General features: G+C 41.9%; 10 protein-coding genes, 1 tRNA gene and 1 pseudogene. 6 read left to right on the top strand and 6 right to left on the bottom strand.

Going from position 1 to position 12841, the window contains the following annotated elements; all coding sequences use genetic code 11:
• Window positions 1-118, bottom strand: a pseudogene (locus tag V7L29_RS24665) (IS630 family transposase); the annotation flags it as partial.
• Window positions 119-311: 193 nt separating this feature from the next.
• On the opposite strand from V7L29_RS24665, the gene V7L29_RS24660 reads away from it, so the two are divergent.
• Window positions 312-515, top strand: coding sequence for a type II toxin-antitoxin system VapC family toxin (locus V7L29_RS24660; RefSeq protein WP_334737099.1), 204 nt, complete (start codon window positions 312-314; stop codon window positions 513-515).
• A gap of 558 nt (window positions 516-1073) precedes the next feature.
• Complete coding sequence (locus V7L29_RS24655; RefSeq protein WP_334737098.1) at window positions 1074-2642, top strand: calcium-binding protein; 1569 nt, start codon at window positions 1074-1076, stop codon at window positions 2640-2642.
• A 467-nt stretch (window positions 2643-3109) separates the two neighbouring features.
• On the opposite strand, the gene V7L29_RS24650 is transcribed toward V7L29_RS24655, so the two are convergent.
• On the bottom strand, window positions 3110-4297 hold the full coding sequence (locus V7L29_RS24650) for an FAD-dependent monooxygenase (RefSeq protein WP_334737097.1): 1188 nt from the start codon (window positions 4295-4297) through the stop codon (window positions 3110-3112).
• Between the two features lie 465 nt (window positions 4298-4762).
• On the opposite strand from V7L29_RS24650, the gene V7L29_RS24645 reads away from it, so the two are divergent.
• Both V7L29_RS24645 and V7L29_RS24640 read left to right on the top strand, forming a co-directional pair.
• Entirely contained in the window at window positions 4763-5050 is a 288-nt protein-coding gene (locus V7L29_RS24645) for a hypothetical protein (protein ID WP_334737096.1), read from the top strand.
• 399 nt (window positions 5051-5449) lie between these two features.
• Window positions 5450-6622, top strand: coding sequence for a sulfate ABC transporter substrate-binding protein (locus tag V7L29_RS24640; protein ID WP_442944253.1), 1173 nt, complete (start codon window positions 5450-5452; stop codon window positions 6620-6622).
• Window positions 6623-6704: 82 nt separating this feature from the next.
• On the opposite strand, the gene V7L29_RS24635 is transcribed toward V7L29_RS24640, so the two are convergent.
• Both V7L29_RS24635 and V7L29_RS24630 read right to left on the bottom strand, forming a co-directional pair.
• Window positions 6705-7154, bottom strand: coding sequence for a hypothetical protein (locus V7L29_RS24635; RefSeq protein ID WP_334688645.1), 450 nt, complete (start codon window positions 7152-7154; stop codon window positions 6705-6707).
• A 270-nt stretch (window positions 7155-7424) separates the two neighbouring features.
• The gene (locus V7L29_RS24630) at window positions 7425-8831 is read right to left on the bottom strand and encodes a lysophospholipid acyltransferase family protein (protein ID WP_334737094.1); all 1407 of its coding nucleotides are present in this window, start codon (window positions 8829-8831) and stop codon (window positions 7425-7427) included.
• A gap of 417 nt (window positions 8832-9248) precedes the next feature.
• Between V7L29_RS24630 and V7L29_RS24625 the strand changes: the two genes are divergently transcribed.
• Complete coding sequence (locus V7L29_RS24625; protein ID WP_334688647.1) at window positions 9249-9464, top strand: DUF2945 domain-containing protein; 216 nt, start codon at window positions 9249-9251, stop codon at window positions 9462-9464.
• A gap of 763 nt (window positions 9465-10227) precedes the next feature.
• Here the strand turns inward: V7L29_RS24625 and V7L29_RS24620 are convergent.
• Window positions 10228-10300, bottom strand: a tRNA-Ala gene (locus V7L29_RS24620).
• A 71-nt stretch (window positions 10301-10371) separates the two neighbouring features.
• On the opposite strand from V7L29_RS24620, the gene trhO reads away from it, so the two are divergent.
• Window positions 10372-11289 (top strand): oxygen-dependent tRNA uridine(34) hydroxylase TrhO, encoded by a 918-nt coding sequence (trhO, locus tag V7L29_RS24615; protein ID WP_334737100.1) that lies wholly within the window; start codon window positions 10372-10374, stop codon window positions 11287-11289.
• A 25-nt stretch (window positions 11290-11314) separates the two neighbouring features.
• Here trhO and V7L29_RS24610 read toward each other — a convergent pair whose 3' ends face one another.
• Window positions 11315-12835, bottom strand: a complete 1521-nt coding sequence (locus V7L29_RS24610; RefSeq protein WP_334737093.1) for a hybrid sensor histidine kinase/response regulator — start codon at window positions 12833-12835, stop codon at window positions 11315-11317.
• Between the last annotated feature and the right edge of the window lie 6 nt (window positions 12836-12841).

Below are 12841 nucleotides of genomic sequence, written 5' to 3'. Positions count from 1 at the left end.
TATTGATGGTATTACGACTGATATTGAAGAATTCACTGGCTTCGCAGCGCTTCATTCCATTGAGTTCAATCGCCTCTATCACTTTTTGTCGCAGGGCATAACTATAAGGGTTTGCCATAATAATACCCAAATCAATCACTTCTTTCTCTATTCTACGTCCTAATTAAGATGGCGAGTGCTATATTACAACAGTCACACTCGAAGAACAATTGAAAGGTAGACTAGCTTCTATTAGCAAGTGTGCTACTAAACCAGAACTGCTAGTAGTTGCTTATCGAAATCTGTGAATAACCCAGATTTACTTTTGTAGTATGAATTTGCTAGATTTCGATGATGCAGCATACAGTTACTACCAGAGTTTGCGCCAGCAAAAAATCCAGATAGGTACGCAAGACTTAAGAATTGCTGCCATTGCTCTGGCAAAGGGGGCAATTTTGGTTACCCGTAATCAAAGAGATTTTAGCAAAGTTCCTAATTTATCTCTTCAAGATTGGACTATGGATGGGTATTCTTAAAAACACATCACATCAAATCCTGTGTTGAATATAATGTCTATTACACTAGATAAGATACTGATTGTACGCTTTGTCCTAACGCTTGAAATTATTTTTTAGTACTCCTTTTAACGAGATTTAGCTCTCTTCATAGAAGTGATTTGCGACTGTGTAATCAATATATCTTAAACCGTGAATATACTTTGCTACTAAGTGGTAAATTTAACAATTAGGTATTTAATCCTCGCACACCAGAAGCACTATTTTGAACTTTAGTGAAAATCATCCAATCAGTTGAAAACTGGTTTGCATAAGGCATTCACGAGCCATTCTTTTTTTTCTACATAACGTGAAAAATCAGGATGTAGTAAGGTTTTTCTGCAAAGTTCATACTGAAGAAGTTTTACAAAAACCAATCTTCTGCATAAAAGAAGAACGTATCTCTGAGTAATACTTAGCAGCTAAAAACTACAGGTTTTGTAGTTCGTAGATAGAAACTAGTACTTTCATACTTTTCCTAAAAATGAAGTACTAGTACCTGATTGTTCACTTGAAAATTAAGAATTAGGAGTATTAATCATGGCAGTAAATTGGATTCCAGGCCCAGGACCAACCTATGGATCAGATATAGGTACTAGTAATGCCGCTTCTGATAGCTTCAGTGGTTTTGGTGGAAATGACAGCCTCTATGGTAATGCTGGAAATGACAGCATCTATGGTAATGCTGGTGATGACCTCTTACGAGGTGGCGATGGTATCGACTTTTTATCCGGTGGGGACGGTAACGATACCCTACTAGGAAATCGCGGCAACGACACCTTCATTGGCGGAACCGGCAACGACCGACTGATCTGGAACAACGGTGACGGTAGCGACAGAATCAGCGGTAACGCTGGCTATGACGTGGTTGAGGTCAACGGCGCGGGTGTAGGAGACAACTTCCGCCTGCAAGGAGACGCCCAAGGAAGAGCAATCTTTGATCGGCTCAACCTGGTTCCCTTCACCCTGACTGTAGACAGCGCAGAGAGGTTTGAAGTTAATGGTGGTGGTGATGACATCTTTGATGTCAACGACTTGACAGGAACAGGCGTAAGTGCCGTATGGTTTACAGGCGGTGCTGGAAATGACTTGCTTGATGGTAGTGGCACAACTACACCGTTAATTGGCTTTGGTGGTGTTGGCAATGACAGCTTCTCTGGTGGTGCTGGCAATGATATTCTCTATGGTGACGCTGGTAATGATCTCTTACGAGGTGGCGATGGTATCGACTTTTTATCCGGTGGGGACGGTAACGATACCCTACTAGGAAATCGCGGCAACGACACCTTCATTGGCGGAGCCGGCAACGACCGACTGATCTGGAACAACGGTGACGGTAGCGACAGAATCAGTGGTAACGCTGGCTATGACGTGGTTGAGGTCAACGGCGCGGCGGCTGCGGGAGACAGCTTCCGCCTGCAACGAGACACCCAAGGCAGAGCAATCTTTGATCGGCTGAACCTAGTTCCCTTCACCTTGACTGTAGATAGCGCAGAGAGGTTTGAAGTTAATGGTGGTGGTGGTGATGACATCTTTGATGTTAACAACCTGGCGGGAACTGGCGTAAGTGCTGTATCGTTCACAGGCGGTGCTGGAAATGACTTCCTTGATGGTAGTGGCACAGCTACACCGTTAAGCGGCTTTGGCGGTATTGGCAATGACATTCTCTATGGTGGTGCTGGTAATGACATTCTCTATGGTGACGCTGGTAATGACATTTTACGAGGTGGAAAAGGTAATGATATCCTGACGGGCGGTAGTGGTAGCGATCGCTTCGTGTTCAACTCAGGCGCTCCGTTCTATAGTGCTGATCTGGGTGTAGATAGAATTACTGACTTCAGCGGCAATGACAAAATTGTCCTGGATCAGTCAACTTTCGTCGGACTCAATAATCTATACGATATTCAGATAGTAGCTAATGATGCAGCAGCTGCAACCAGCTCTGGACTCATTACTTACAGTCTTGGAACTGGCAACTTGTTCTTCAACCAAAACTTGACATCGCCAGGCTATGGGACAGGTAGTCAATTTGCCAACATTGATAACGATAACAATCTGTACACACGACCACCAGTATTAGCAGCTACGGACTTTGAGATCGTTGCGTAATCACACACACATCTCTCAAAATCTATAGAATCTAAGGCATGTCTGCAAGCTTGCAGCTAGATCCCAATAGCTGCAATCATCAGCATTGCTAAGTAGGGGTAATTGAATCTTCCTCGTACTTCAAGTACGGGGAGGATTATAATTTATTTGCGTTGATCTGCGTACATGGGTGTTTCATTACAAAAGATTTTGAGGATTTTAAACCCAACTACTATAAAAATTTATTATTGTACAAAAATTAATATTTTAATTAAGTTGTGTTGAGTTTGCGGGAATAATTCTCAACTATTCAACGGATTTGTTGTGTTTGAGGACTTGACTAAAAACAGTCACTTTTGATATCCTCGAATTACTCGATTAAGATTAGCACCAAATTTAACTTTTTTGTCTCATTGCTCAGATTTTTATTGTTACTTTGAAAAAAAACTCGCAATGCCTTCCGCAATCTCAATTTATAATACTAAGATTTAACTTGTTACAGATGGCTTGTAATTATACAACCATTTATAAAAATCTTCATTGAGCGTCATTTGCGGTTGCTCTGTCTGTCCAGCAGATATCGATGTGTCGTCGTAGTAGCGCATCTCACCCCAGGCACTACGAGCTTGAATGATTTTTGTCCGCTCAATGCGACGCTGTTCGTAGTTAGTGAGAGCTTCTTGGAGATTAGCTGACTGGGAAAAACACTCTCCCAGTTCGTATGCATCTTCAAAAGTGGTATTTGCTCCCTGTGCCATAGCAGGCGCCATTGGATGAGCAGCATCGCCTAAAAGAGTAACTCTGCCTTGACTCCAGTGAGTTAACGGAGAGCGATCGCAAATCGGCCCCTCCCAGATTTGCTCGGCTGGTGTCGCTTCTACCACTGCCTGAAAGGATTCATCCCAATCGGCTAATTCATGGAGAATGCGAGATTTCACTTGATCAGCACTGTGGGAAAGAGAGTACTCAGGCGATAACTTCCGACTAATCCAACTGGTATAGCCGCCACCCACATTGAGAATGTACATAAACTGTTTATTGCCTTTGACAAAAACTAGTTCATAATCATTAAATAGCTCGTGGTGATACTTGATGACGGCACGCCAACACATACTACCAATATAATTAGGTTTACCCTCGCTAAATAAAGTTTCTCTAATTACAGAGTTGACACCATCAGCCCCAATCAGCAAATCTGCATATACCGATTTTTCGCCATCAAAATGAATTTCCACACCTTTTTTATCTTGCTCAAAGCCGATACAGCGATGATTGAGATGAATGATCTCAGATGGCAATCTAGAGGCTAGAACTTGCTGCAAAGAATACCACCAAACAGTCAATAATGGCTGTCCGTATTGCTCCAAGAATTTGGTTGCATTAGTTCGGATTGTTTCTCCTTGAATATTCTTTAAAACCGTATGGTAAACCTCGCATCCTGAACTTTTGAGGGTTTCGATTATTCCCGGCGCGATCGCATCTAAAAAATTCAAGCCATTAGGAGCCAGTCCTAGTCCAGTTCCAACCGGACGAAATTCTTGGGCTTTTTCATAAACTTGAACGTCTATCCCTTGGCTTCTCAGTGCTATAGCAGCAGCTAAACCGCCTGGGCCAGCACCAACAATAGCAACTTTCTCTACTATCGGTTTGGATAATTTCTGAGTTAGATTTTCCATGTTATTAGGTTCATTGGATGGGCTAAAACAATATTTAATAAGGAATTATATCAAATCTTGAATAGAGATGTTCAAATATAAGATTTTTGCATATGATCCAAATGTTATTTAGAGCTACCTCTAACATTACTATGAATCATTAATTCTGCCATTGTGATCGCTTTGAAGTGTATCCGGCTTCTCTTGCATCCCAATTATAGCTTTACTACGTGACGGGGTGACTGTAAAGCTTTGAGCCACAATCACAATTCACAATACAATTGCCATCCCAGCTTCAATCGGCACAATTAAAACTTGTGTGTGAAAATTTGCCAACACGCTCGAATAGCTTGTAGGATGCAAAATATGGCTCTGCTAGTTTTGTGAAACTCCGTGAGTGAAGAAATATAAAATATTTTTCCATGAGTGTCGCTCTCTAATGTATAAAGTAAAAATAGGTAGAAAACCTTTTTTTGTATTAGCAATATGCCAAGTGCGATCGCTTTTTTTCGAGCTGCGATGCCTACGGCGGCAAGCTACGCTATTCAGGCAACGTTATGGTTAATTAAAATCATTAGTAATACAGTAGTCTCTGCAAGCCAATTACTATTGAGTCGCATCATCTCTGCAATCCAACGCAAAAGCTCATGGATAGCGAAACAGCTAAAATCTCTGGCTGAATTTAATTCTGGGCAACTGCGCTTAGTTAAGTTTCTGCGATCGCTAGTCAATGAAATAGTCATAGTATCCTGGGTATTAATTGTGATATTTTAGTTAGCTCGTTGGCAAGGCATTGTAGATGCACAACGACACACTGGTCAATAACTCCACCTTGCCCGTTGTAGAGGCTTTGAGGCTTACTCGTCTTCCCTTACAGGGAATGGTCTGTATTGAATAGGACTTACACATGAGTAGATGAAAAACGAACCACAGAGATACAGAGAACACGGAGAGAAATCGGAGCGGCGGCTTCCGCCGCTCTGAACTTCGGTGGAAATAAGAGTTTGAGAGAGTTTTTGCGTAAGTCCTATTGAACTCAACCCAGAAGCGCTACATTGAATAACTTGTTTAAATTTAGGTTAATAAAAAGTTATTTATCCTTAACCAATGTTTTATAATGCTCCTTAACTACAGCACCTTGCTCAAGTTACCGCAGATTCGGGGAAAAATTTGATGAACCAGGGGCAACGTACTTCTAAATCAAGGAGATATTTGACTGAATTAGTTCAGACTTATATTGTTAAAACTTTACACGCTGCAAGACAGTGGTGCGTACAACTAATACGATGGTTGTACAAGTATTCTGCGTGGGGTGTTGCGTCTCTATTCTTAGTCGGAGTTAGCTTGAGTATCGTGATGGCTGCTTGCTCTCCACGTAATGTCAATAATACTGGTAATACTGGCGCAACTTCTCAGAGTGATGTAACCCTAACGTTTGTTTCTTACTCGGTTACTAGTGCAGCATACCAGCAGATCATTCCCAAATTTATCGAACAGTGGAAGAATGAACATAACCAAAACCTCACTTTCAATCAAAGCTATGATGGGTCAGGTTCCCAGACTGTTGCTGTGATTGATGGTAAAGAAGCTGATGTGGTACACCTGTCACTTGCTCTTGATATTAATAAACTTGTTCAGGCAGGTTTTATTCAACCAGGGTGGGAAAAAGAAGCGCCTAATGATGCAATTGTTACCAAATCTCTAGATGCGATCGCTATCCGTCAAGGTAATCCCAAAAATATCAAAACTTGGGCAGATTTAGCACGAGATGGTGTAAATGTGGTGACACCTGATCCTAGAACCTCTGGTGGTGCTCGCTGGAACTTCCTTAGTCTTTGGGGATCTGTGACAAAAACTGGCGGAAATGAAAATCAAGCAATAGACTTTATCTCCAAAGTTTATAATAATGCACCTTTGTTGCCCAAAACTGCTCGCAATGCCAGCGAACTGTTTTTCAAAGATGGTCTAGGTGATGTTCTGCTCAACTATGAAAACGAGATGATTTTATCAGTACAAAATGGCGAAAAAATTTCATATGTTGTGCCTGATGTCAATATCTCCATCGACAATCCTGTTGCTGTTGTAGACAAAAATGTCGATAAACACGGTACTCGCTCGATTGCAGAAGCGTTTATCAAATTTCTTTACACCCCAGACTCGCAACGAGAGTTTACCAAATTAGGATTTCGTCCTGTTGACCCGACTGTTACAAAAGAAGTGGAAGGCAAATTTCCCAAAATTAAAACTATCTTTAAAGCTCAAGATTTAGGAGGATGGGACGAAATTCAAAAGAAATTCTTTGATGAAGGTGCAATATTTGACAAAATTCGAGCGAAAAAGTTTTAAATATTAGGCTTGCAGTTATTACAGAATAGACCACAGTAGGATGGGCATTACAATGTCCACCCTACAAGCAACGAACTATTGACTAGAAATCATCCGATAAAACAACTTTTACCTTGGTGTTAAGTTCCGGTCCAAAATCACTTCCTTCAGCGACATAATTAATCGCTCCTCCTGCTTCTAAAGCAGCAGGGCCACCACAGGCTTTAATTAAATCAACACCATCCTTCACTTTAATATCTTGACAACCGAATTCAAGTCCATTTGGACCAGTAATTTGAATCTTATTGATTGTTCCAGTTTCATCAATAGGTAAGAAAAGTTTAGCAGAGCGAACAACTGTTTTACTTGGCAAAGGAATTGTTGTTGTATTGATACTGAACTTACCTTCACTAATTTGAGCTTCTTCCGTGATAATTAAGGTAGCAAAGGTGCTTGGAATTGCCATCGCTGATCTAGGGAAACAGAACACCAGAAATGACAAAGCAAATGCCAAAATTGTTGCCAAGCACATGGACTTTTTTAGTGAATTCATGATAATTTTCTTTGTTCAATTTGTAATTATTAGTGCAAGCGAGAAGGCAAATTACCTCCTTTGCTCTACTAAAGAAGCTACGATATCAACTAAAAAATGTATTTAATAGTACCCTTAGGGGTACTATTACCGCTTGGAGTTATATAAATTGTGTTGCAAAAAGTGGCGAAGGTTTGATAAAAGCGTTGAAAGCGGATTATTCAGTAGCCACAGACACCCCGTTAATCAACTCCAAGCAATCGTACCCTGCAAGAAGCAGACAATCGGTAATCAACCAATCATCTTCTCTAAAGCGATTTGCAAATCTTTTGTCAAATCGCTCACAGCGTGTCTAGCTGCATAGCGATCGCCCTGACAATTTTGAAAGCGTTCAGTAACTGAAATTGGTTCCCCTACGGTGATTTGTGCCTGTCGCAAACCTAACCGAGGTCGTCCTGGGAGTGTTGTATCCTGAATTCTAGAAAGCATATCGAAGATGAGCAAAGCTGTTTCTGCAAACCGTTCTGTCGTCGGTTGTTCCTGAATATAAGTAGTCGTGACTGCAACAAAACTTTCCACTATCCGCATATGCCGCATTCGCAAGTCTGCTTCCTCTGCAATCCAGTCTGCCAAACCACGTTTAAAGGGTGGTAAAGCATTGATATCTGGCAAATCTTCCCGGTAAATGTAATTCCAGCCAGCCTCTTCCAAACGGCGACAGCGGTCAATAAAATTACCCTGCGCCTGAACTCCAAAATATTGTTCGGCAACTTGTAAAGACTTATCCAGTAAGCGATGAAGTCGAGCAATCAACACCTGATTAGGATTAGCAGATTCATTAGTTGAGATGGTTTTTGGGATGTCTTGATGATAGAAGCGACGATAAAACTCTTCCATCTCGGTAATCAGATATTCAGCCAATTTACACAGGCGTTGATAGTAAATCTCTTCGCCATCGCCCTGAGCAATTTCCTTAACTGGCAAGCCACTATCAGCTTCCAACTTACTCAATAGCCAATCCAGTTTAGACCAAGGTGGCTCAACGTAGCTATACTGGATGGCGATCGGCACAATGATCACAGTTTCAGTCCGGTTAGCTTTTTGCAAGTCTTCTACACACCAGAACGCCATTTGAGCAACACCGGGTTCCAGTGGGCTAACAATACCACTATGACCATTAGTACCGCCTTCCGGTGCCACTGCGATCGGTAGTTTGCCATTAGCAAACAACTCCCGTGCTGTTTGAATAGCTTGGCGATCTAGTCGCCTACCGCGATGAACCGGCACACCTCCTAACCGAGAAAACAACCAACCCAGCCAAGCACCAGCCCAAACCGTCATACCTCGGTCATAGAGAAAGTAGCTGTGAACAAGCGATCGCAGTGTAATACCTTTTTGACGAGCCACCTGTGGCACAATGCGGTAAAGCAAATACTGCATACACAGGGGATCTTCTACCTCTGGGTGGCGAAATGCCAACAAAAAGCGAATTTTTCCAGCCTGAAATTGTTGATAAAGTTCAGCTAATACCTCAACATTTTTGGCTTCAACACGGACAATACCAGCCGTTAGCCAAGGTCGAGTGCGAAACCGTAACGCGATCGGCAGTAACCACCGAACAATCTGGAGTACCAGCGGGTTCAACCGTTGGGGAATAAATTTCAGTGGTGGTTGAGTAGAGTGAATCGATCTAGGCAAGTCGATCTCCAGATTGTCTTTCTAGCGATTGTACAACGTGGGGTCTTGGTTTTGCGTAAACGGACAGCATTAGTGATAGCGAAGCTCAAAAGCCCGGAATATAATTCTTTTGACTTTTGACCCTTCTCTACGAGAGGCTACGCCTTAAGCGTTCGCGCAGCGTCTCGTTGGCGCAGCCCAAGGTAGAGAAGAGAGAAGCTATGCCGCAGGCTTTACGACTGCGCTCTTTCTTCAAGGCTCTTGGAAGCCGAAGTTTTGACTTTTGACTTTTGACTTTTGCCTTGCGGTACTAGCTTTCTTCAGCCATAAGCCCGATATCTAATAGTCAAGCTTCTATCACTACTATGATGACTATCTTTTAAACAGCAAATATAATGTTACTTGTTAAGGTATAAAATATTAAACAGGAGACTTATAGTGACTGATCAATTCAAAACAGGCGACAAGGTTGAATGGAACACTCCACAAGGCAAGATAACTGGCGAAGTGGTAAAGAAGCTCACCTCACCTACAAACATTAGAGGAAGCCATATCGCTGCTAGTGATGATAACCCAGAGTACGTGGTTAAAAGTGATAAGACAGGATCGGAAGCTGCTCACAAGCCTGACACCCTTAAGAAATTAGAGGAATAACCTTTAGTGATAAGTAACGATGTTAAATCGGTGATTGCCGAGTTTAGCAAAGTCGTCAATCTTACTCTCAAGTAACTAAATTTTTGGCTAGATACCGATAAGTCTAAAGCAGGGGGGCAAAAGGATGGAGAGGACAAGTCAATTGGTCACAAGTCCGGACATGGTTTAAGGATAAACCTATGAAACTTGCAACTTCTTTGATTAATTGTGTAGTTATTATTGGTGCTTTTGCGCTGACATCTGGAATTGCTAACGCTGAACCACCTACAAATAACAATTATGCTGATGCTGGGTAAACAAACATAGCTATCAACTCTAACACATTAAGCAGTAATTCCAAGAATGTCAGCTACCTCAAACCCTTTAATCTCGTTTCTCTTGCTTATCAAGGTGGTTTAGAGAAGCAAGGCATTCCCAGTGGGGAAACTTTGATTTTTGAACGCCAGAACAGAAATATTGTTGCGGAAGATTTAGTTAAGGCTGCTGTCAGTGCTAACAAATTACCGCCGCAAATTTTGAACGATTAAAATTACCTTAGTGCTGTCAAGTCACAGTTTACCTCTTTATCCAGAGATTTCTCTAACTAAGTACGGCTTTGGATAAGGGCAATTAGATGTAAGACCAACTTCCCTCTCCTCTTACGCCTTGTCTACTAAGGAAAATAAGCCCATTCCCGATGAAGGAATGGGCTTTTGATTAACATAGTATGTGCGTAGGCTAGCAAGAACCGCAGGCATCGCACATTGAGATAAATCATATCCAATGGAGGTTAGCGGACTCGAACCGCTGACATCCTGCTTGCAAAGCAGGCGCTCTACCAACTGAGCTAAACCCCCTAAAATTAAAATAGTAGGTAATTTTGATTGCCGTTGTTATTGTAACTTAATATTGTTCCGTGACCAAAGGGATGAAGCCAGAAAATATCCAAGTTGTTGCAGCACTGTATAAATTTGTCAAGCTGCCAGATTTTGCCGAGAAACGAGATGCTCTGCTGTCTTACTGCCAAGCACAAGCTGTCAAGGGAACAATTTTGCTGGCACAAGAAGGTATTAACGGTACAATTGCAGGTTCGCGTCAGGCGATTGATTCTGTTCTCTGGTTTCTGCGTTCTGACCCTCGTCTAGCAGACCTAGAATACAAAGAGTCCCATACCGAAACCCCTCCCTTTGAGCGGATGAAGGTGCGGTTGAAGCCAGAAATTGTTACTTTGGGATTGCCTGAAATTGACCCAAATGAGCAAGTTGGCACTTATGTCAGTCCCCAGGAATGGAATAATTTGATTTGTCACCCAGAAGTAACTGTGATTGACACCCGCAATGATTATGAGGTAAATATCGGTACTTTCCAAGGGGCAGAAAATCCCCAAACTGGCTCATTCCGAGAATTCCCCGATTATGTGCTACACTACCTCGACCCAACTAAACACAAAAAAGTTGCTCTGTTTTGTACGGGCGGTATTCGCTGTGAAAAAGCCTCATCCTTCATGCTTGCCCAAGGCTTTGCAGAAGTCTATCATCTCAAGGGCGGCATTCTCAAGTATTTGCAGGAAGTTCCAGCAGAAGAAAGTTTATGGGAAGGGGAATGTTTTGTCTTTGATCAGCGGGTAGCCGTTAGTCATGGGTTGAATGAAGGGAGTTGTGAGCAGTGCTTCTGTTGTGGGCGTCCGATTTCTGAGGAAGATAAGCTGTCTGGTAAGTATGAGCAAGGTATCTCCTGTCCCTATTGTTTTGAGAGCCTCAGCGAGGAGAAAAGAGCGCGTCAGCAGCAAAAATGGCGTCACTACCAAACCCAAATTGCTAATTCCAAAAATCAGGATGTGAGTTAATCACAAAAGCAAGTTTTAAATGCGATCATTCATTAGCTTCAGTCAAGGATAATTCGGTATTTAAGGGCAAAATTACTGTAAATGTAGTACCGACTCCAACTTGACTTGTGACACTGATTTTACCCTTGTGAGCATCAACGCACCTTTTAACGATTACTAACCCCAATCCGGTACCCTTGATTGATTGAACATTTGAGGCTCGATAAAATGATTCAAAAAGTCGAGCTTGGTCTGGTTCTGGAATGCCCATACCTTGATCTTGAATATAAAAAATTGCTACTTTCTCAATCTGGTCACATACTAAATCAAACTGAATGTTGCCACCCCTTGGAGAATATTTAACAGCGTTTGAGAGTAGATTCTTGAACATGTAATGTAAAAGTCCTTCATCCATTACAGCGTCGGTATGATCGCTATGACAGGAAAAAACAATTTCACACACGCTACTTTCAACAATAGAAAAATCTTCGATTAACTCTCGACAGAATTGCTCTAAGTTAAGTGGAGCAGGATTGTATACGAGTTTTTCTGCTTCCGCTCGACCCATAAACAGCACCTCTTCCATGAGTTTTTCCAGAGATTGCACAGCACCTTGAATTCGCTTTAAATAAATACCTCTTTTTGCATCTGTCAAATTTGCTCCTTGCATTTCTATGAGTTCTACTGCCGTTTGAATTACAGTCAGGGGATTACGGAACTCATGAGATACGGTAGAGATAAATAAGGACTTGAGACGGTTAAGTTCTTGCTCCTTTTCCAATGCTTGCTCTAGCAATTTTGTATGGCGTCGTTCGCTAAGATCCCGGAAAACAACTACTACACCATTTATCTGGTCAGGTCGTCGCTTCAGTGGTGAAGCACTATCGCCAATTGGAACTCTTTTTCCGTCTCTTGTAATCAGAGATGTGAATTCCCCTAAAGAAACAACCTGTTGCTCCCGCAGCACTTTTGTCACAGGGTTTTCTAATGTATCTTCTGTAACTTCATCGACAATATGAAAAATTTTCGTCGCCTCATTTCCTAAAGCATCTTTTTGCTGCCAACCAGTCAGCGCCTCAGCTGCGGGATTCATGAATGTCACCATTCCCTGGTCATTAGTGGCGATTACAGCATCACTCATTGAGTTTAAAAGGGTTGCTAACTGATCTCGATTCTCTCGCAGGTCACGCTCTAACTGGTGTTTTAACAGACCGATCTCGATCGCTATTCTTAAATCTTTGGTAGTAAATGGTTTAACGATATATCCGAAAGGTTGGGTAATTTTTGCTCTTTCTAAAGTATGCTCATCGCCGTATGCAGTTAAAAAAATCACAGGAACGTCTAACTGCTCACGAATATGACTGGCAGTAGTAATACCGTCCATCTCACCTTTAAGAATAATATCCATTAATACTAGTTCTGGTTGAGTTTCTGATGCCTTGGCAATGGCAACTTTTCCAGATGAAGCTGTACCTGTAACAATGTATCCTAGTTGAGTAAGTTGGCTGGCAATAGTTCTAGCCACAATCACTTCATCTTCAACGACTAAAATCCTAGCTTGAGCCATTTGATA

Source organism: Nostoc sp., from assembly GCF_036916575.1.
Lineage (GTDB): Bacteria > Cyanobacteriota > Cyanobacteriia > Cyanobacteriales > Nostocaceae > Nostoc.
This window is presented reverse-complemented; position numbering and strand designations above follow the sequence as displayed.

What these genes read in the sequence shown, in the direction of transcription:
- V7L29_RS24640 (WP_442944253.1), top strand. Translation starts at nt 5,450, where the DNA reads ATGAACCAGGGGCAACGTACTTCTAAATCAAGGAGATATTTGACTGAA.
- V7L29_RS24655 (WP_334737098.1), top strand. Translation starts at nt 1,074, where the DNA reads ATGGCAGTAAATTGGATTCCAGGCCCAGGACCAACCTATGGATCAGAT.
- V7L29_RS24645 (WP_334737096.1), top strand. Translation starts at nt 4,763, where the DNA reads ATGCCAAGTGCGATCGCTTTTTTTCGAGCTGCGATGCCTACGGCGGCA.
- trhO (WP_334737100.1), top strand. Translation starts at nt 10,372, where the DNA reads ATGAAGCCAGAAAATATCCAAGTTGTTGCAGCACTGTATAAATTTGTC.
- V7L29_RS24650 (WP_334737097.1), bottom strand. Translation starts at nt 4,297, where the DNA reads ATGGAAAATCTAACTCAGAAATTATCCAAACCGATAGTAGAGAAAGTT.
- V7L29_RS24635 (WP_334688645.1), bottom strand. Translation starts at nt 7,154, where the DNA reads ATGAATTCACTAAAAAAGTCCATGTGCTTGGCAACAATTTTGGCATTT.
- V7L29_RS24660 (WP_334737099.1), top strand. Translation starts at nt 312, where the DNA reads ATGAATTTGCTAGATTTCGATGATGCAGCATACAGTTACTACCAGAGT.
- V7L29_RS24610 (WP_334737093.1), bottom strand. Translation starts at nt 12,835, where the DNA reads ATGGCTCAAGCTAGGATTTTAGTCGTTGAAGATGAAGTGATTGTGGCT.